This is a genomic window from Cronobacter sp. 153480017-3 (assembly GCF_053627815.1).
The window spans coordinates 108,728-126,398 of sequence record NZ_JBSEYN010000009.1 but is presented as its reverse complement, the minus strand read 5'-3'; the positions used below and the strand labels follow the sequence as shown (position 1 = coordinate 126,398).

The window sequence follows — 17,671 nt, the reverse complement described above, 5'->3', positions numbered from 1 at the left end:
CAAAAACCCCGCCGGAGCGGGGTTTTCTAATGTGTGAAGCTTGCCGGTAAGCCGCGTTCTTTTCATGGAAAGCGTCGTGGACAGTCATTCATCTTTACCCCGCCCATAAAGCAAAAACCCCGCCGGAGCGGGGTTTTCTAATGTGTGAAGCTTGCCGGTAAGCCGCGTTCTTTTCATGGAAAGCGTCGTGGACAGTCATTCATCTTCATCCCGCCCAAAAAGCAAAAACCCCGCCGGAGCGGGGTTTTCTAATGTGTGAAGCTGACCGGTAAGCCGGGTTCTGTCGTGGACAGTCATTCATCTAGGCCAGCAATCGCTCACTGGCTCAAGCAGCCTACCCGGGTTCAGTACGGGCCGTACCTTGTGAACCCCTATTTGGCCTTGCTCCGGGTGGAGTTTACCGTGCCGCGAACTGTTGCCAGACGCGCGGTGCGCTCTTACCGCACCCTTTCACCCTTACCTGATCCCACTTGCGTGGGCCATCGGCGGTTTGCTCTCTGTTGCACTGGTCGTAGGCTTGCGCCCCCCAGGCGTTACCTGGCACCCTGCCCTATGGAGCCCGGACTTTCCTCCCCTCCGTCCGTCTCCCCGAAAGGACGACGACGAAGCGGCGACTGTCTGGTCAGCTTCGGCGCGGAGTATAGAGGGTTTGCCCGCCGCTGTCACGCCCGATCACGGTTTATCGCGCCGTCAGCCCTGCTGCTCCAGCGCATATTTATAAAGCGCGTTCTTCTTCACGCCGTGGATTTCCGCCGCCAGCGCCGCCGCTTTTTTGAGCGGCAGCTCGGCCTGCAGCAGCGCGAGCGTGCGAAGCGCGTCAGGCGGCAGCGCGTCTTCCTGCGCTTTATGCCCTTCGACGATCAGCACCATTTCGCCCTTGCGGCGGTTTTCATCGTCTTTCACCCAGGCGAGCAGCTCGCCCACCGACGCGCCGTAAATGGTTTCCCAGGTTTTGGTCAGCTCGCGCGCCAGCACCACGTAACGGGACTCGCCCCAGACGGCCACCATATCTTCCAGGCTTTCCAGCAGACGATGAGTAGACTCATAAAAAATCAGCGTGCGCGGCTCCTGCTCCAGCGCCTTCAGCGCGTCGCGGCGGCCTTTGGATTTCGCCGGTAAAAAACCTTCATAGCAGAAACGGTCAGAGGGCAAACCCGCGGCGGAAAGCGCAGCGATAGCCGCGCACGGCCCCGGCAGCGGCACTACGCGCAGCCCGGCTTCGCGGCAGGCGCGCACCAGGTGATAGCCAGGGTCGTTAATCAGCGGCGTACCGGCGTCGGAGACCAGCGCGATGTTCTGCCCTTCACGCAGTTTGGCTATCAGGGTTTCCGCTTTTTGCTGTTCGTTATGGTCGTGCAGCGCAAAAAGCCGGGCGCTGATAGCAAAATGTTGCAGCAGCAGACCGGTATGACGGGTATCCTCAGCGGCGATAAGATCGACGGACTGCAATACTGTCAGGGCGCGTTGCGTGATGTCGCCGAGATTGCCGATAGGCGTCGGGACGATGTAGAGCTGGCCCTGAGAATTCTGCGCCGAATCGTTTTGTTTCATTGTTTCGTCCGTATTGCCGATTTAAAATTGAACATTCACCAGAAAAAACCACTGGATACAGTATGGTACCTTCAAAATTTTCCGGCTCTAAAGCCGCGCGTTGTCTGCCTGTCCTGCTGGCAGCCCTCTTTTTCGCAGGCTGCGGTACGCAGACGGCCGATCAGAGCACGGCGCATATGCAGGGCGAGGCCAAAGCAGATTCCGGCTTTTATCTGCACCAGATGGAACAAAGCCGTGATGATAGCAAGACCAACTGGCAATTACTCGCCATACGTGCACTGCTCAGTGAAGGCAAACGCGAGCGCGCCATGACGCTCTACGGCGAGCTGCCGCAAAACCTGACGGACGCCCAGCGCCGCGAAGCGTCGCTGCTGGAAGCGCAAATCAAACTGGCGCAGCAGGATTATCAGGGCGCCGCCGCGCTGCTCGATAAAATCAACGCAGCCGATCTGAACGACGAGCAGAAAGCCCGTTACTGGCAGGCGAAAATCGATGCCAGCCAGGGCCGTCCGTCGCTGGAGCTGCTGCGCGCGCTCATTGCTCAGGAGCCGCTGTTACAGGGCGCGGCGAAGCAGAAAAATATCGATGCCACCTGGCAGGCGCTGTCGCAGATGTCTGCGGATCAGGCGAAGGCGCTGGTTATCAACGCCGATGAAAACACGCTCCAGGGCTGGCTTGACCTCCAGCGCGTCTGGCTCGACAACCGCAACGATCCGAAAATGCTCCAGGCGGGCGTGAAAGACTGGCAGACGCGCTACCCGCAGAATCCGGGCGCGAAAATGCTGCCGTCGCAGCTCGCTAATCTGCAAAACTACAAGCCCGCTTCTGCCGATAAAATCGCGCTGCTGCTGCCGTTAAATGGCCAGGCGGCCGTGTTTGGCCGCGCCATTCAGCAGGGTTTTGAAGCGGCGAAAAACGCGGGCACCAGCCCTGTCGCGGCGCAGTCGTCAACGCCAGCGCCCGCACAGGCGGATAACGCCGCGCAGCCTACGGACGGCACCCAGCCTCAGCCGACCGATGGCGTGGCAAGCCCCGCCGCCGCGCCGGTCGACGATCTGACCCCGCAGCCGGACGCGCCGCAAAACACCCAGCCCGCACAGCAACCGGTTGATGCCCAGCCTGTCGCCACAGCACCGGCTAACCCTGCGGCGGAAATTAAAGTCTATGACACCAGCTCGCAGTCCATTACGCAGATCCTGGCGCAGGCACAGCAGGATGGCGCAAGCCTGGTCGTCGGCCCGCTCCTGAAAGAGAGCGTGGACGGCGTACTGAAAAGCGGCACGCCGCTGAACGTACTGGCGCTTAACCAGCCGGAGACGGTGCAGAACCGCCCGAATGTCTGCTATTTCGCGCTGTCGCCGGAAGATGAAGCCGCTGACGCCGCCGTCCATATCTGGCAGGAAGGCAAACGCGCGCCGCTGCTGCTGGTGCCTTACAGCGCGCTCGGCGATCGCGTGACGAAAGCCTTCGCTGACCGCTGGACGCAGCTTGGCGGCGGTACGGTGTTGCAGCAGAAATTCGGCTCCGTCAACGAGCTTAAAATGAACATTAACGGCGGCACCGGCATCGCGCTGACGGGCTCCCCTGTCGCGGCCAGCCTGCCGCAGCAGCAGCCTGTGACCATTGGCGGCCTCTCCATTCCGGCACCGCCGACCGACGCGCAAATTACCGCAGGCACCAGCGGCAATGTCGACGCCGTTTACATCCTCGCCACGCCGTCTGAAATTGCGCTGATCAAGCCAATGATCGCGATGCGTGCGGGCAGCCACAGCGGGGCGACGCTGTATGCCAGCTCGCGCAGCGCCCAGGGCGGCTCCGGCCCGGATTTCCGTCTCGAAATGGAAGGCCTGGAGTTCAGCGATATCCCGATGCTTACCGGCGGCAACCCGGCGCTGATGCAGCAGGCGCTCGCGGCGGTAAATAACGACTATTCGCTGGCGCGTCTGTACGCGATGGGCGTGGATGCCTGGTCGCTGGCGAACCATTTCTCCCAGATGCGTCAGGTGCCGGGCTTCCAGCTCAGCGGTAACACCGGCGCGCTTAGCGCAACACAGGACTGCGTCATTAACAGGAAGTTAACGTGGCTCAAATACCAGCAAGGACAGTTGGTTCCGGCCAACTAAGCCGCAAAGAGACCGGTGCCGCCTGGGAAGCCCAGGCGCGCGCCTTTCTTGAGCGTAAGGGACTGCGCTTTATCGCCGCCAATGTGCATGAGCGCGGCGGCGAAATCGATCTCATCATGGATGACCGGGGCGTGACAGTGTTCGTCGAAGTGCGCTACCGCCGCGCCAGTCTGTATGGCGGCGCGGCCGCCAGCGTCACCCGCAGCAAACAACAAAAATTGTTACACACCGCCCGGTTGTGGCTCGCGCGCCACAATGGGAGCTTTGATACTGTGGATTGCCGGTTCGATGTGTTAGCCTTCACCGGCAATGAAACCGAGTGGATAGCGAACGCCTTTTCGCTCCACGCCTGAACTGACGTAACGCTCAAAGGATAATCGTGCTAGAAAGAATCAAAGTCTGCTTTACGGAAAGCATTCAAACCCAGATTGCGGCGGCGGAAGCACTCCCGGATGCGATTTCACGTGCGGCCATGACCCTGGTTCAGTCTCTCCTTAACGGCAACAAAATCCTCTGCTGCGGCAACGGCACGTCCGGTGCTAACGCGCAGCATTTCGCGGCCAGCATGATCAATCGTTATGAAACCGAACGGCCCGGTTTACCTGCCATTGCACTAAATACCGATAATGTGGTCTTAACGGCGATAACCAACGACAGGCTGCATGACGAAGTGTATGCCAAACAGGTACGCGCGCTGGGCCACGCCGGGGATGTCCTGCTGGCTATTTCTACCCGTGGTAACAGCCGTGACATCGTGAAAGCCGTAGAAGCGGCCGTCACCCGCGATATGACTATCGTGGCGCTGACGGGCTACGACGGCGGTGAGCTGGCGGGCCTGCTGGGGCCGCAGGATGTGGAGATCCGTATTCCTTCCCATCGCAGCGCGCGTATTCACGAGATGCATATGCTGACGGTCAACTGCCTGTGTGATCTTATCGATAACACATTGTTTCCACACCAGGATGATTAAGGAGTGCTCATGAAGGCCATTAAACCCCTTGCGGTGGTGATGACCGCGCTAGTGCTACAGGGCTGCGTTGCGGCAGCCGTCGTCGGAACCGCGGCCGTCGGCACCAAGGCCGCCACCGATCCGCGCAGTGTGGGTACTCAGGTTGATGACGGGACGCTGGAGCTGCGCGTGAATACCGCGCTTGGCAAAGATCAACAGCTGAAGAAAGAAGCGCGGATTAACGTGACCGCCTATCAGGGTAAAGTGTTGCTGACCGGTCAGTCGCCGAACCCGGAACTGGCATCCCGCGCGAAACAGATAGCGATGGGCGTGGAAGGTGCGACGGAAGTGTTTAACGAGATCCGCAACGGTCAGCCGATTGGGTTGGGCACCGCGTCGTCGGATACCTGGATAACCACCAAAGTGCGCTCCCAGCTGCTTGGCAGCGATCAGGTGAAATCGTCTAACGTGAAGGTGACGACCGAGAACGGCGAAGTGTTCCTGCTGGGTCTGGTGACCGAGCGTGAAGGCCGCGCGGCAGCGGATACCGCAAGCCGCGTAAGCGGCGTGAAACACGTGACGACCGCGTTTACCTACATTAAGTAATTCCCTCATCCCGCCCTCTCTCCGCCGGGGAGAGGGCTTCTGTAACATCCTTACACTTATGACGATGGCGGGTGCGCTTCGCTTACCCGCCCTACAGGATTACAACGCCGGTTCTTCGGCGGGTGCGCTTCGCTTACCCGCCCTACAGGATTACAACGCCGGTTCTCAGGCGGGTGCGCTTCGCTTACCCGCCCTACAGAATGCTTGCGGTAAGGAGATGCTTTTGTAGGGTGGGTAAGCGAAGCGCACCCACCTTTCCAGTATTAAAAAACCAGCGCCAGCGCGCCTGTCACCGCTCCCGCCAGCATGACCATCCCGCCGGTCAGCCACAGCGCTTTCGCCGGGAAGGCCTTACGCAGCATGATAAGTGAAGGCAGACTTACCGCCGGCAGCGTCACCAGCAGCGCCAGCCCCGGCGCAACGCCCATGCCCGCCAGCATCATGGTCTGCACAATCGGGATTTCCGCGGCGGTCGGGATCACGAACAGACAACCGGCAATCGCCATCGCCAGTACCCAGAACAGCGTATTGCCCACCGCGCCATCGGCGTGCGGGAACAGCCAGACGCGCGCGGCACCCAGCACCAGCACCGCCAGCAAATACACCGGGATCGTATTCCAGAAGAGCGTCCAGAGCGCCCGGAACCAGCGCGCCATAAAGCTGCCCTGCGGCGCTTCTGCGGGCTGAACCGCCTCTGGCAGCGCAGGCGCTGGCGTATCGGCCACGAACCGCTGCACCAGCGACGCGATGCCAATCACCATCACCAGGCCCACCGCCACGCGAATAAGCGTAAATTCCCAGCCCAGCACGAAGCCCATAAACACCAGCGTCGCCGGATTTAGTAACGGGTTGCCGAGCCAAAACGCCAGCGCGCCGCCCATCGACACCGACTGACGGCGCATCCCGGCGGCAACCGGCGCGGCGCAGCAGGTACACATCATGCCCGGCAGTGAAAACAGCGTGCCAAGCAGCGTACCGCGAAAACGCGGCTGGCCCAGCGTGCGTACCAGCCAGTCGCGCGGGATAAGCACCTGAATCAGCGAGCCCAGCAGCACGCCGAGCACGGCGGCTTTCCAGACGGCGAGAAAATAGATACCGGCGTAATCGAGCGCCGCGCGCAGCGGGTTATCCTGCGCATTCGCGAGAATAGAATTGCCGATGCTGTGCGTTTGCGCCGCGGTAAAGGCTTTGCCGTAATAGGGCTGCCATTTGACGTACCACAGGCCAATAAACAGGACGAGAAAAAACAGCGCGGGTTTCCACCATGCGGGGGATTTCGGCGCCAGAGATGAAGACTGACCAGCCATAACATTCCTCTGGAAAACAGGGGGTAAATTTTTGCCGGTCAATAGTACGCCCGCCGGGCGCGTTTTGAAACGCGGTTCAGCGCGCCCTTTGTGCGGCTATTTCGCGCAATTGCGCTGAATCAAGCACCGCGACATCTTCTTGTGCAGGCGACAGCGCCGCATTTATCAGCGCCTGCGCCACGGTCTGCGCCTCAATGGCTTTCCATTTTCCCGGCAGCAGGCGAAACAGCGGCGCCATAAAAGATTCCCCGGCGCGGCGCTTTTCGCGATCGCCGATGAGCAGCGACGGACGCGCTATCGTCAGCCGCGGCCAGCCCTGCGCCTTCAGCGCCGTTTCCATCTCGCCCTTGACGCGGTTATAGAAAAACGGCGAATTGGGGTTCGCGCCGAGCGCGCTGACCACCAGCATATGCTTTGCGCCAAGCCGTAGCCCGGCGAGCGAGGTGTCCACTACCAGCGTGTAATCGGCCAGAATAAACGCCTCTTTGCTGCCCGCCTCGCGTCGCGTGGTGCCGAGACAGCAAAAGATGATATCCAGCGGCGCGCTGAGCTGCGTCAGCACATCGGAGAGCTGCGGGTCGCACGGGTTTTCCACTTTATGCATCGGCACGCGTAGCGGGCGGCGCGTTGGCGCGATAATCGACGTCACGCGTGGCTCATCAACCAGCATTCGCAGCAGATGGCTGCCCACGAGGCCGCTGGCGCCCGTTATCAATACTCGACTCATGATCGCTCCTTTGCAGAATCTTCTGCCTTGCAATGTCAGCGCCCTGAACCAGGCTTAATAGTCTGTGTGGTTTAAGTATTTACCATTTCTGGCAAAAGCCATTACTGCACATCACCGTTCTGTAAAGACATCAAGGGAGGCGTAATGAGCAAGAAGATCGCAGTCTTAATCACTGATGAGTTTGAAGATTCAGAATTCACATCCCCGGCGGCTGAGTATCGCAAGGCCGGACATGAAGTGATTACCATCGAGAAAGAGGCCGGGAAAACCGTCACCGGTAAACAGGGCGAAGCGAAAGTCACCATTGATAAGGCTATCGACGAGGTAAGCCCGGCAGACTTTGACGCCCTGCTGCTGCCTGGCGGCCATTCGCCGGACAGCCTGCGCGGTGATGACCGCTTTGTCACCTTTACCCGCGATTTCGTCAATACCGGCAAACCGGTGTTCGCTATCTGCCACGGACCGCAGCTGTTAATCAGCGCCGATGTGATCCGCGGACGTAAGCTCACCGCCGTTAAGCCTATCGTGATTGACGTGAAAAACGCCGGGGCGGAGTTCCACGATCAGGAAGTGGTCGTCGATAAAGACCAACTGGTAACCAGCCGCACGCCGGAAGACTTGCCTGCGTTTAACCGCGAGGCGTTACGCCTGCTCGGCGCGTAACCAGACGAGTTTTTTACCAAACCCCAGGGTGTTGTCAGTAAATTTGATCTCATCAAGACGGATCTCCCACAGCGGAGAGGACATCACCCTGGCCACCGGAAAGCGGCGGTTATAGCGCTCGCGCAGGGCCTCGCTTTCCGGCTCTTCCACCAGCCGCAACTCGCCTGAAAACTGCACGCCGCGGATAAGCGCTACGGTTTTGGTCTGCCCGTTAACCGTGCCCGCGACAGCCGCCAGCTTGCCTGCCATTTTGCCGTGTCGGCTTTCGGTATCGCTTAACAGATAAAACGCCACCCGTTCACGATCGTAAAGATAAAACGCGTTCGCGCACCAGAGCGCTTCTCCATTGCCGACGCAATACGTGACGACATGCTGTTTAGCGAGCCATTTGCTGATGGCATCGAGAGCGTCCATTGTTTCTCCTGTCGGGGATAATCATGGTAAGGTGCGGCCAGATGTGACTGCCCCTGATATTCATTATGGAAGAATGGTTTCTTTATCTGATCCGCTGCCCCGATAACCGGCTTTATACTGGCATCACCACTGATGTCGCGCGCCGCTTCGCCCAGCATCAGCGCGGCAAAGGGGCCAAAGCGCTGCGCGGCAAAGGAGAGCTGACGCTGGTTTTCAGTGCGCCCGCGGGCAATCGCTCCGAGGCGCTGCGCGCCGAATACCGCATCAAGCAGCTGACGAAACGGCAGAAAGAGCAACTGGTCGCAGGCGAGCTGGCGTTTGAGGCGATGAAAAGCGCACCGCAAACGCCCTGAGATCAGAAACGGTTAAAATGTTCGTGGTAGTCCACGGGGCCGTGCACGCCGTTCAGGGCGTCATCAGCGAGACGGTGTACCTGGAACGCCGCTTCAGCGCCAGGCCAGCGGCAGTGCAGATCGTAACGGGCGGCGGGCTCAAAGCCCAGACGGTTGTAAAACTCCGGCGCGCCCAGCGTGACGACCGCCGCGTAACCGAACTCATTGAGCGAATCGAGCCCTTCGTACACGAGCTGACGGCCAATCCCCTGCCCGCGCCACTCTTCGTCGACCGCGAGCGGCGCAAGTCCCAGCCACTGACGTTCTTCGCCCGCCACGGTCACAGGGCTGAATGCGACATAACCGACCACCTGCCCTTCATCATCCGTTGCGACCAGCCCCAGCGTCAGCAGTCCGTCTTCACGGAGCGCGTGCACCAGCTCCGCCTCGTCGGCGCGACCGAACGCCCGGCGAAGTAACGCGTCGATGCCCGGCGCATCAATGGGGATTTCTACACGAATCAGCATGGTTCACCTATGGAGGTTGCTTTGGTTAGCGGCGAGACGGCAAGCCCCGCTTCTACGAAGTCCGCCAGTTGCAGCAACATGACGCGCAGCGGTTTTGGCATCGCGTCGAGCTCAATGGCGTCCATCAGATTCTTCACATATAACCCTAATTCAGTATCGCCTTCAATCACCAGACGACGCTGGAAGAAAAGCGTATCGGGATCCTGCTTGCGTGCGGCGATCATCAGCAGGTCGGCGGCGTCCGCGCGGAAGGTGACATCAGCCTCGGCCTGTTCACGCACAACAAGCTTGTCGTTCTCAACGGACGTAAACCAGCGCAGGCCGATATCGCGCACCTCTATGCCAAGCCAGCGGCCTTCAAGAAACGCCAGTTCGTCATCCGCCAGCGCCTGACGGAATTGCCAGCCGAGCAGTTGTTCCAGCGCGTGACGCTTGAGCGCAAACGGCGCGAGCGACACCGGCGTTTTCAGAAGTGAAGGGCCAAGATGTACCAGACAGGAACGCAGATTATTCAACACGGGCTTTTCTCCTTGCCAGATCACAATGGCCGTTATTGTGCCATATCGGCCAGGCGAGATAGCGGCTCAAATCAAGCTTTGCGCCTTCGCAGGTACCCCTTTATAGATGCCATCAATACGACATTAGCTGCCTTAAATCAAAAATTGTCGCGGACGGGTTAACTAAAATCGCCGTTCGTTAACAATTTCGCTGCCTTTATGCAGCGCGCCAGGCCGCATACGGCCTGCTTTTATTTTCAGGACACGCTATGGAGTTGCTTTGCCCGGCCGGTAACCTTCCGGCTCTGAAGGCGGCCATCGATAATGGCGCGGATGCGGTCTATATCGGTCTGAAAGACGATACCAACGCCCGCCACTTCGCTGGCCTCAACTTTACCGAGAAGAAATTGCAGGAAGCGGTGAGCTATGTGCATCAGCATGGCCGCAAACTGCATATCGCCATTAATACTTTCGCGCACCCGGATGGTTATGAACGCTGGGAGCGCGCGGTGGATATGGCCGCCCAGCTCGGCGCTGATGCGCTGATCTTAGCCGACCTCGCGATGCTGGAGTACGCCGCGACCCGCTATCCGCACGTGGAGCGTCATGTGTCGGTACAGGCTTCCGCCACTAATGAAGCCGCCATTCGCTTTTACCAGCGCCATTTCGACGTGGCCCGCGTGGTGCTGCCGCGCGTGTTATCCATTCATCAGGTGAAACAACTGGCGCGCGTGACGCCGGTGCCGCTGGAAGTGTTCGCCTTCGGCAGCCTGTGCATCATGGCGGAAGGCCGTTGCTATCTCTCCTCTTACCTCACCGGTGAATCGCCCAATACCGTAGGTGCCTGTTCGCCTGCGCGCTTCGTGCGCTGGCAGCAGACGGAACAGGGGCTGGAATCGCGCCTGAACGATGTGCTGATTGACCGCTACCAGGAAGGCGAAAACGCCGGATATCCGACGCTCTGCAAAGGCCGGTATCTGGTGGACGGCCAGCGTTATCACGCGCTCGAAGAGCCCACCAGCCTGAATACGCTGGAGCTGTTGCCGGAGCTGCTGGCGGCCAATATCGCCTCGGTGAAAATCGAAGGCCGCCAGCGCAGCCCGGCTTATGTCAGCCAGGTGGCGAAAGTCTGGCGTCAGGCTATCGACCGTTGTAAAGCCGACCCGCAGCGCTTTGCGCCGCAACCGGCCTGGATGGACGCGCTCGGCGCGATGGCTGAAGGCACGCAGACAACGCTTGGCGCGTACCATCGCAAATGGCAGTAAGGAGAGCAGGATGAAATACGCATTAGGGCCGGTGCTGTACTACTGGCCGAAAGCGACGCTTGAGAGCTTTTACGAGGCCGCAGCGCAGAGCTCAGCCGATGTGATTTATCTCGGCGAAGCGGTGTGCAGCAAACGGCGCGAGACTAAAGCCACCGACTGGCTGGCGCTTGCCAGAACGCTCGCGGCCAGCGGCAAGCAGGTGGTTATCTCAACGCTGGCGCTGGTGCAGGCACCTTCCGAGCTGACCGAGTTGAAGCGCTATATTGATAACGGCGAGTTTCTGATCGAGGCCAACGATTTTGGCGCGGTGGGGCTGGCGGCCGAGCGCAAGCTGCCGTTCGTCGCAGGCCATGCGCTGAACTGCTACAACGCCGTTACGCTGCGTCTGCTGCTGAAAGACGGCATGACGCGCTGGTGTATGCCGGTGGAGCTGTCCCGCGACTGGCTGGTGAATCTGCTCGATCAGTGCGACGCGCTCGGTATCCGCCATCAGTTTGAAGTGGAAGTGCTGAGCTATGGCCATCTGCCGCTCGCCTATTCCGCCCGCTGCTTTACCGCGCGTTCAGAAGACCGGCCGAAAGATGAGTGCGAAACCTGCTGCATCAAATATCCCAACGGGCGCAGCATGCTCTCGCAGGAAAACAGCCAGGTGTTTGTGCTGAACGGCATTCAGACCATGAGCGGTTATGTCTATAACCTCGGCAACGAGCTGGCGTCGATGGCCGGGTTGGTGGATATAGTCCGTCTCTCGCCGATGGGACCTGAAACGCTGGAGATGCTCGACGCGTTCCGGGCCAATGAAAACGGTGCCGCCCCGCTGCCGCTCGCCGCCCACAGCGACTGCAACGGGTACTGGCGCAGGCTCGCCGGGATGGCGCTGCAGTCATAAGAAAAGGCTCACTTTGTTAACAGCATTTTGCGGGAGTTCATGCAGTATGAAAGGACAGCTTTCCGGCCGGGCCGCGGGCAAAATCCCCGAAATGCGCCAGGCTGGAAGAAGACCTTCAATCTGATGACTATGCTGTAATTAAGTGAGCCGTTATGTCTGATAAATCTGTTGTGCCTTTTTCGGTGCTCGATCTCGCACCGATCCCGCAAGGCTCCTCCGCCCGTGAGGCGTTCCATCACTCGCTCGATTTAGCCCGCCTCGCCGAGAAGCGCGGCTACGACCGCTACTGGCTGGCGGAACATCACAATATGACCAGCATCGCCAGCGCCGCGACGTCGGTACTGATTGGCTATCTCGCCGCCAATACCACCACGCTGCGCCTGGGCTCCGGCGGCGTGATGCTGCCTAACCACGCCCCGCTGGTGATTGCCGAGCAGTTCGGCACGCTCGACGCGCTCTATCCTGGCCGTATTGAGCTTGGCCTGGGCCGTGCGCCGGGCAGCGATCAGCGCACGATGATGGCGCTGCGCCGCCATATGAATCATGACATCGATAACTTCCCGCGTGATGTGAAAGAGCTAACGGACTGGTTCGACGCCCGCGATCCGAACCCGGCGGTACGCCCGGTGCCGGGTTACGGCGCAAAACTCCCGGTATGGCTGCTGGGTTCAAGCCTTTACAGCGCGCAGCTGGCCGCGCAGATGGGCCTGCCGTTCGCGTTCGCCTCGCATTTCGCGCCGGATATGCTGTTGCAGGCCCTGCACCTCTACCGCACGCACTTCCAGCCGTCAGAGCGCCTGGAAAAACCGTATGCGATGGTGTGCATTAATATCGTCGCCGCCGACAGCAATCGCGATGCGGAGTTTCTGTTTACCTCAATGCAGCAGGCGTTTGTGAAGCTGCGCCGCGGCGAAACCGGCCAGTTGCCGCCGCCAATTGCGTCTATGGAGAATTTCTGGAGCCCGGCGGAGCAGTACGGCGTTCAGCAGGCGCTCAGTATGTCGCTGGTTGGCGATAAAGCGAAAGTCCGCCACGGACTGTTGTCCATTTTGCGTGAAACCGACGCCGATGAGATTATGGTTAACGGCCAGATTTTCGATCACGACGCGCGGCTGCACTCGTTTGATCTCGCCATGCAGGTGCGGGAAGAACTGTTAAGCTAATGCGGTTTTCGCCCTCTCCCGCCGGGAGAGGGCAAAGCAATGATTACTGATAGACCGGCAGCAGGTTGAAGCTGGAAAGTAAGTGCACTACCGCGTTACCCAGCCCAAACAGCAGGATCAACGCAATCATCCCCTTCCCGCCCCAGACGCGAAAGTGTGGGCTGCCGAAGCGCTTGCGTGACGCACGCGCCAGCAGTGCCGGCACAATCGCCGCCCAGATGGTCGCCGCAAGGCCAGCATAGCCAATCGCATACAGAAAACCGTTCGGCCACAGCAGCCCGCCCGCCATCGGCGGTAAGAACGTCAGCAGCGCGGTTTTGAGACGCCCGCGCGGCGAATCGTCAAAGCCAAAAAGATCGGCCAGATAGTCAAACAGCCCCAGCGTCACGCCCAGGAAAGAACTCGCCACGGCGAAGTTGGAAAACACAATCAGCAGCACATCCAGCGTGCGACTGTTCAGCACGTCGCTCAGCGCGCCCACCAGCACATCGATATTGCCGCCCGCCTTCGCGATGCCGATAAATTCCGGGCGCGGAATGTTGCCCATCGTCGCCAGCAGCCAGACGATATAAAGCGCCAGCGCAATCAGCGTTCCCAGAACCAGGCAGCGAATAATCACGCCCGGCGCTTTGCCATAGTATTTCATAAGGCTCGGCACATTGCCGTGGTAGCCGAAAGACGCCAGGCAAAACGGCAGGGTCATTAAGAGATACGGCGTGTAACTCGGGCTTGCCTCAACGGTGTTAAACAGCGTGGCGGGTCCGACATGGCCCAGCAGGCCGCCGAACGTCAGAAAGAACGTAATGACCTTGGCACCCAGTACAATGGCCGTCATCCGGCTTACGGCATGTGTGGAGAGCCAGACGATAAACGCTACCACCAGCGCGAAGCCGAACCCTGCCAGCCGCGCGGGCACGTCGATATTCATGCCCGCGAGCGTGTGGTGGAGCACTGAGCCGCTGGCTGAGATATAAGCATACGTCAGGATATAGAGCACAAACGCGACGGACGCGCCATTCACCACGTTCCAGCCCTTACCGAGCAAGTCGCGCGTGATGGTGTCGAAGCTGGCGCCGATATGGTAGTTGAGGTTGGCTTCCAGCAGCATTAACCCGGAATGGAGCATACAAAACCAGGTGAACACCAGAGCGAGCAGCGACCAGAAAAACCACGCGCCGGACATTACGACCGGCAGAGAGAACATGCCTGCGCCAATGATAGTACCGGCGATAATCACAACGCCGCTTAAAAGCGAAGGTGAAGCGCTGCGGGCAACGAGTGTGGTCATAAAGCTTTCCCGTGAAAGTGATGCTGATGATTCATTGTACCAGTACGCGAGTACAAAAAGGAGAAAAAATTACGTCTCTAATAAAGCATGACGTCTTCGGCTGGCCGCAGCGCAGTACAGCAGCGAATTTAGCAGGCTGTCGTTTGCGGTACAGCACGTTAGTTTTTATCGTCAGAAAGGCGTGCAGCCAGGAAGAATGGGGCTCTGCAAGGCGAGCGCGCTGAATGGCGCCCATAAAAAAAGCCCCGGCATGGCCGGGGCTTGTTGTCAGACTTTCTGCGCTTATGCGTCGCCGAAACGACGGCGCGGGGTCGCTGCGTCATCACGACGCGGGCCGCGGCCGCCTTCACGACGATCGCCGCCGAAGCTACGACCGCCTTCGCGACGTTCGCCGCTGAAACGACGACCTTCGCCACGGCCTTCACCGCGACCGCCTTCACGGCGTTCGCCACCGAAACCACGACCACCGCCGCCAGGACGACGATCGCCGCGCGGCTGTGCATCACCCATCAGTTGCATATTCATCGGCTTGTTCAGAATACGCGTACGGGTGAAGTGCTGCAGCACTTCGGTCGGCATGCCTTTCGGCAGCTCGATGGTGGAGTGAGACGCGAACAGCTTGATGTTACCAATGTAACGGCTGCTGATATCGCCTTCGTTGGCGATAGCGCCCACGATGTGACGCACTTCGACGCCATCATCACGACCCACTTCGATGCGGTACAGTTCCATATCGCCAGCGTCACGACGCTCGCGACGCGGACGGTCTTCACCGTTGCGGTCGCCACGCGGGCCACGATCGTTACGGTCGCCACGGCGCTCGAAACGGTCATCGCGATCGCGGAATTCACGCTTCGGACGCATCGGCGCATCCGGCGGCAGGATCAGCGGACGTTCGCCCTGCGCCATTTTCAGCAGCGCAGCAGCCAGCGTTTCCACATCCAGCTCGCCTTCCGGCTGAAGCTTGGTCAGCAGCGCACGGTACTGGTCCAGATCGCTGCTTTCCAGCTGCTGCTGGACTTTCGCGGCGAATTTTTCCAGACGGCGTTTGCCCAGCAGTTCTGCGTTCGGCAGCTCTACTTCCGGAATGGTCAGCTTCATGGTGCGTTCAATGTTACGCAGCAGACGACGCTCACGGTTCTCAACGAACAGCAGCGCACGACCTGCACGGCCCGCACGACCGGTACGGCCGATACGGTGAACGTAAGACTCGGAGTCCATCGGGATGTCGTAGTTCACCACGAGGCTGATACGCTCAACGTCCAGACCACGCGCCGCAACGTCGGTTGCGATCAGGATATCCAGACGACCGTCTTTCAGACGCTCCAGCGTCTGCTCGCGCAGGGCCTGGTTCATGTCACCGTTCAGCGCGGCGCTGTTGTAGCCGCTGCGCTCCAGCGCTTCAGCCACTTCCAAGGTCGCGTTTTTGGTGCGCACGAAGATAATCGCCGCGTCAAAATCTTCCGCTTCCAGGAAACGCACCAGCGCTTCGTTTTTACGCATGCCGTACACAGACCAGTAGCTCTGGCTGATGTCCGGGCGAGTGGTGACGCTGGACTGGATGCGCACTTCCTGCGGCTCTTTCATAAAGCGACGGGTGATGCGACGAATCGCTTCCGGCATGGTCGCAGAGAAGAGCGCGGTCTGATGTTCAGCCGGGATCTGCGCCATGATGGTTTCAACGTCTTCGATGAAGCCCATACGCAGCATTTCGTCTGCTTCGTCCAGTACCAGGCCTTTCAGGTTAGAAAGATCCAGCGTACCGCGCTTGAGGTGATCCAGCAGACGGCCCGGCGTACCGACCACAATCTGCGGACCCTGGCGCAGTGCGCGCAGCTGCACGTCATAACGCTGGCCGCCATACAGGGCCACGACGTTTACGCCATGCATATGTTTAGAGAAATCGGTCATGGCTTCAGCAACCTGAACCGCCAGTTCGCGGGTCGGAGCCAGAACCAGGATCTGCGGCGCGCGCAGAGTTTCATCAATATTGTGGAGCAGCGGCAGTGAGAACGCTGCGGTTTTGCCGCTACCGGTCTGGGCCATACCCAGAACGTCGCGACCACCCAGCAGATGCGGAATACATTCTGCCTGGATTGGAGATGGTTTTTCGTAACCCAGATCGTTAAGGGCTTCAAGGATTGGAGCCTTCAGGCCCAGATCAGTAAAAGTGGTTTCGAATTCAGCCATGTAGTACGAGTGCCTCAGAATTAATGGCGGCCAGTCTACATAACTCATCGTGAAAATTTTCTGCAATTTTCATTAAAAGTGTGAACCGGCTCAAAGTAGGTGTATTAACGAACAAACAAGCCCTCACCGGTTAAGGTGATGACTTTAGTAAAAAATCCGTGGGCTGAAATGTTCGTCAGCTATTGCTGGTCCGATTCTGCCAGGTCATCTTGCTCCTGGCCCAAGAGCGCTAATTCCAACAATGCATAACGGTGCTCAACGAAGTTGTGGACGTTGTTAGCAACCGCTAATTTGAACAGTGCCGTGGCGCTGTCCTTATCCCCCAGACTTAGGTAGTACTTACCTAAATAGAAGTTGGTTTCACTGAGATGCTCAGCGAGCGAGGTGTTATCCGTTGCGTCTGCCTTCAGGCGTTCCATTAGCGTTTTTTCGCTAATGTCGCCGAGCCAGAATTCGACAATGTTCCATCCCCACTGTTCTTTGTCCGATTTCTCAAAGCGTTCTTGCAAGGCCGCTTTGGCCTGTTTCTCATCCATTTTGCTTTCAGCAAGGAAGAGCCACAGACTACGGAAAGGATCATTGGGATCGTCGTGATAAAACGCCAGCAGATCATCTTGCGCTAATCGGTAACGTCCGCCGTAATAGAGGGCGATACCGCGATTCAAATGCGCGTAGTTGTAAGTTGGATCAAGCTCAAGTACAGAATCAAACGCTTCATAGGCAGCATCAAAATTGCCTGCCTGCGTTAAATAAATGCCTAAGTAGTTGAATACTTCAGGCATATCGGGGCGTATAGCCAGCGCTTGTGAAAAATCATTCCGCGCCAGTGCCCGCAAACCAAGACTATCATACAACACTCCGCGCTCATATAAAAGCTGTGCGCGTTCATCATCGGTTAAAGCCCGACTTGCGAGGATCTGCTCCATGCGTGCGAGGATCACTTCTTGCTGCAAGGCCGGTTGCAATGGCACCGCCAGGACCTCGCTCTTACGCCAGGCAGAGTTGCTGCATCCTGCCAGCGTGAGTGCTGTCGCAACGAAACACCAGCGCAATAAAGGCTTCATTTCCTACTCCCGAAGACAACTATTGGATGAACGTCCTGTCCCCCGGCTGCAAACGGGGCATCCTGCCTCGTAACAAATGGCTCTCCGTGTCGCCACGGAGAGCTAAACGGCAAACC

The 17,671-nt window shown here is 59.0% G+C and carries 19 protein-coding genes and 1 other RNA gene; 9 read left to right on the top strand and 11 right to left on the bottom strand.

Going from position 1 to position 17,671, the window contains the following annotated elements:
- Window positions 1–253: 253 nt before the first annotated feature.
- Window positions 254–630, bottom strand: an RNA gene (gene rnpB, locus ACUW6V_RS18145) — RNase P RNA component class A.
- A gap of 60 nt (window positions 631–690) precedes the next feature.
- Complete coding sequence (rsmI, locus tag ACUW6V_RS18140) at window positions 691–1,551, bottom strand: 16S rRNA (cytidine(1402)-2'-O)-methyltransferase (protein WP_325763420.1); 861 nt, start codon at window positions 1,549–1,551, stop codon at window positions 691–693.
- Between the two features lie 62 nt (window positions 1,552–1,613).
- Between rsmI and ACUW6V_RS18135 the strand changes: the two genes are divergently transcribed.
- The 4 genes from ACUW6V_RS18135 to dolP are packed head-to-tail and all read left to right on the top strand — an operon-like array spanning window position 1,614 to window position 5,229.
- The gene (locus ACUW6V_RS18135; RefSeq protein ID WP_454038740.1) at window positions 1,614–3,674 is read left to right on the top strand and encodes a penicillin-binding protein activator; all 2,061 of its coding nucleotides are present in this window, start codon (window positions 1,614–1,616) and stop codon (window positions 3,672–3,674) included.
- A complete protein-coding gene (locus ACUW6V_RS18130; protein ID WP_007896617.1) occupies window positions 3,632–4,027 on the top strand; it encodes a YraN family protein in 396 nt (131 codons plus the stop codon). The genes ACUW6V_RS18135 and ACUW6V_RS18130 overlap by 43 nt, the downstream gene beginning before the upstream one ends.
- A 26-nt stretch (window positions 4,028–4,053) precedes the next feature.
- On the top strand, window positions 4,054–4,644 hold the full coding sequence (gene diaA, locus ACUW6V_RS18125) for a DnaA initiator-associating protein DiaA (protein WP_004385040.1): 591 nt from the start codon (window positions 4,054–4,056) through the stop codon (window positions 4,642–4,644).
- Between the two features lie 9 nt (window positions 4,645–4,653).
- On the top strand, window positions 4,654–5,229 hold the full coding sequence (gene dolP, locus ACUW6V_RS18120) for a division/outer membrane stress-associated lipid-binding lipoprotein (protein ID WP_004385041.1): 576 nt from the start codon (window positions 4,654–4,656) through the stop codon (window positions 5,227–5,229).
- Between the two features lie 263 nt (window positions 5,230–5,492).
- On the opposite strand, the gene ACUW6V_RS18115 is transcribed toward dolP, so the two are convergent.
- Both ACUW6V_RS18115 and ACUW6V_RS18110 read right to left on the bottom strand, forming a co-directional pair.
- Entirely contained in the window at window positions 5,493–6,536 is a 1,044-nt protein-coding gene (locus ACUW6V_RS18115; RefSeq protein ID WP_105578655.1) for a permease, read from the bottom strand.
- A 76-nt stretch (window positions 6,537–6,612) separates the two neighbouring features.
- Window positions 6,613–7,263: an NAD-dependent epimerase/dehydratase family protein gene (locus tag ACUW6V_RS18110; RefSeq protein WP_454038739.1), complete on the bottom strand. Its 651-nt coding sequence runs from the start codon at window positions 7,261–7,263 to the stop codon at window positions 6,613–6,615.
- Window positions 7,264–7,407: 144 nt separating this feature from the next.
- Here ACUW6V_RS18110 and ACUW6V_RS18105 point away from each other — a divergent pair, with 144 nt between their 5' ends.
- On the top strand, window positions 7,408–7,926 hold the full coding sequence (locus tag ACUW6V_RS18105) for a type 1 glutamine amidotransferase domain-containing protein (RefSeq protein WP_004385044.1): 519 nt from the start codon (window positions 7,408–7,410) through the stop codon (window positions 7,924–7,926).
- Here the strand turns inward: ACUW6V_RS18105 and ACUW6V_RS18100 are convergent.
- A complete protein-coding gene (locus ACUW6V_RS18100; protein ID WP_109996523.1) occupies window positions 7,906–8,340 on the bottom strand; it encodes a YhbP family protein in 435 nt (144 codons plus the stop codon). The two genes, ACUW6V_RS18105 and ACUW6V_RS18100, sit on opposite strands and share 21 nt — an antisense overlap.
- A gap of 65 nt (window positions 8,341–8,405) precedes the next feature.
- Here ACUW6V_RS18100 and ACUW6V_RS18095 point away from each other — a divergent pair, with 65 nt between their 5' ends.
- On the top strand, window positions 8,406–8,693 hold the full coding sequence (locus ACUW6V_RS18095) for a GIY-YIG nuclease family protein (RefSeq protein WP_004385046.1): 288 nt from the start codon (window positions 8,406–8,408) through the stop codon (window positions 8,691–8,693).
- 2 nt (window positions 8,694–8,695) lie between these two features.
- Here ACUW6V_RS18095 and ACUW6V_RS18090 read toward each other — a convergent pair whose 3' ends face one another.
- Window positions 8,696–9,199: a GNAT family N-acetyltransferase gene (locus tag ACUW6V_RS18090; protein WP_004385047.1), complete on the bottom strand. Its 504-nt coding sequence runs from the start codon at window positions 9,197–9,199 to the stop codon at window positions 8,696–8,698.
- Window positions 9,193–9,717, bottom strand: a complete 525-nt coding sequence (gene ubiT, locus ACUW6V_RS18085; RefSeq protein ID WP_014729748.1) for a ubiquinone anaerobic biosynthesis accessory factor UbiT — start codon at window positions 9,715–9,717, stop codon at window positions 9,193–9,195. Before ubiT ends, ACUW6V_RS18090 begins: the two co-directional genes overlap by 7 nt.
- A gap of 248 nt (window positions 9,718–9,965) precedes the next feature.
- On the opposite strand from ubiT, the gene ubiU reads away from it, so the two are divergent.
- The 3 genes from ubiU to ACUW6V_RS18070 all read left to right on the top strand — a co-directional run bounded on the left by ubiU (window position 9,966) and on the right by ACUW6V_RS18070 (window position 13,013).
- On the top strand, window positions 9,966–10,961 hold the full coding sequence (gene ubiU / locus ACUW6V_RS18080) for a ubiquinone anaerobic biosynthesis protein UbiU (protein WP_007854140.1): 996 nt from the start codon (window positions 9,966–9,968) through the stop codon (window positions 10,959–10,961).
- A 10-nt stretch (window positions 10,962–10,971) separates the two neighbouring features.
- Window positions 10,972–11,850, top strand: a complete 879-nt coding sequence (locus ACUW6V_RS18075; protein ID WP_454038738.1) for a U32 family peptidase — start codon at window positions 10,972–10,974, stop codon at window positions 11,848–11,850.
- Window positions 11,851–12,002: 152 nt separating this feature from the next.
- Window positions 12,003–13,013 carry a luciferase-like monooxygenase gene (locus ACUW6V_RS18070; protein ID WP_454038737.1) on the top strand — a complete coding sequence of 337 codons (1,011 nt, stop codon included), beginning with the start codon at window positions 12,003–12,005 and terminating at the stop codon, window positions 13,011–13,013.
- A gap of 43 nt (window positions 13,014–13,056) precedes the next feature.
- On the opposite strand, the gene mtr is transcribed toward ACUW6V_RS18070, so the two are convergent.
- The 4 genes from mtr to nlpI form a co-directional block, all read right to left on the bottom strand.
- Window positions 13,057–14,301, bottom strand: a complete 1,245-nt coding sequence (gene mtr, locus ACUW6V_RS18065) for a tryptophan permease (RefSeq protein WP_104678573.1) — start codon at window positions 14,299–14,301, stop codon at window positions 13,057–13,059.
- Window positions 14,302–14,583: 282 nt separating this feature from the next.
- Entirely contained in the window at window positions 14,584–16,491 is a 1,908-nt protein-coding gene (locus ACUW6V_RS18060) for a DEAD/DEAH family ATP-dependent RNA helicase (RefSeq protein WP_007888597.1), read from the bottom strand.
- A complete protein-coding gene (yrbN, locus tag ACUW6V_RS18055; protein ID WP_097563900.1) occupies window positions 16,484–16,564 on the bottom strand; it encodes a protein YrbN in 81 nt (26 codons plus the stop codon). The genes ACUW6V_RS18060 and yrbN overlap by 8 nt, the downstream gene beginning before the upstream one ends.
- Before the next feature lie 106 nt (window positions 16,565–16,670).
- Window positions 16,671–17,555: a lipoprotein NlpI gene (nlpI, locus tag ACUW6V_RS18050; protein WP_004385054.1), complete on the bottom strand. Its 885-nt coding sequence runs from the start codon at window positions 17,553–17,555 to the stop codon at window positions 16,671–16,673.
- Window positions 17,556–17,671: the final 116 nt, after the last annotated feature.

Excerpts from the sequence above, each read along its gene's own strand:
- ACUW6V_RS18075 (WP_454038738.1), top strand. The coding sequence starts at position 10,972 with ATGAAATACGCATTAGGGCCGGTGCTGTACTACTGGCCGAAAGCGACG.
- ubiU (WP_007854140.1), top strand. The coding sequence starts at position 9,966 with ATGGAGTTGCTTTGCCCGGCCGGTAACCTTCCGGCTCTGAAGGCGGCC.
- ACUW6V_RS18110 (WP_454038739.1), bottom strand. The coding sequence starts at position 7,263 with ATGAGTCGAGTATTGATAACGGGCGCCAGCGGCCTCGTGGGCAGCCAT.
- ACUW6V_RS18100 (WP_109996523.1), bottom strand. The coding sequence starts at position 8,340 with ATGGACGCTCTCGATGCCATCAGCAAATGGCTCGCTAAACAGCATGTC.
- rsmI (WP_325763420.1), bottom strand. The coding sequence starts at position 1,551 with ATGAAACAAAACGATTCGGCGCAGAATTCTCAGGGCCAGCTCTACATC.
- ACUW6V_RS18060 (WP_007888597.1), bottom strand. The coding sequence starts at position 16,491 with ATGGCTGAATTCGAAACCACTTTTACTGATCTGGGCCTGAAGGCTCCA.
- dolP (WP_004385041.1), top strand. The coding sequence starts at position 4,654 with ATGAAGGCCATTAAACCCCTTGCGGTGGTGATGACCGCGCTAGTGCTA.
- ACUW6V_RS18135 (WP_454038740.1), top strand. The coding sequence starts at position 1,614 with ATGGTACCTTCAAAATTTTCCGGCTCTAAAGCCGCGCGTTGTCTGCCT.
- ACUW6V_RS18105 (WP_004385044.1), top strand. The coding sequence starts at position 7,408 with ATGAGCAAGAAGATCGCAGTCTTAATCACTGATGAGTTTGAAGATTCA.
- ACUW6V_RS18115 (WP_105578655.1), bottom strand. The coding sequence starts at position 6,536 with ATGGCTGGTCAGTCTTCATCTCTGGCGCCGAAATCCCCCGCATGGTGG.
- ACUW6V_RS18090 (WP_004385047.1), bottom strand. The coding sequence starts at position 9,199 with ATGCTGATTCGTGTAGAAATCCCCATTGATGCGCCGGGCATCGACGCG.
- nlpI (WP_004385054.1), bottom strand. The coding sequence starts at position 17,555 with ATGAAGCCTTTATTGCGCTGGTGTTTCGTTGCGACAGCACTCACGCTG.
- ACUW6V_RS18070 (WP_454038737.1), top strand. The coding sequence starts at position 12,003 with ATGTCTGATAAATCTGTTGTGCCTTTTTCGGTGCTCGATCTCGCACCG.
- mtr (WP_104678573.1), bottom strand. The coding sequence starts at position 14,301 with ATGACCACACTCGTTGCCCGCAGCGCTTCACCTTCGCTTTTAAGCGGC.
- ACUW6V_RS18095 (WP_004385046.1), top strand. The coding sequence starts at position 8,406 with ATGGAAGAATGGTTTCTTTATCTGATCCGCTGCCCCGATAACCGGCTT.
- yrbN (WP_097563900.1), bottom strand. The coding sequence starts at position 16,564 with ATGAAAATTGCAGAAAATTTTCACGATGAGTTATGTAGACTGGCCGCC.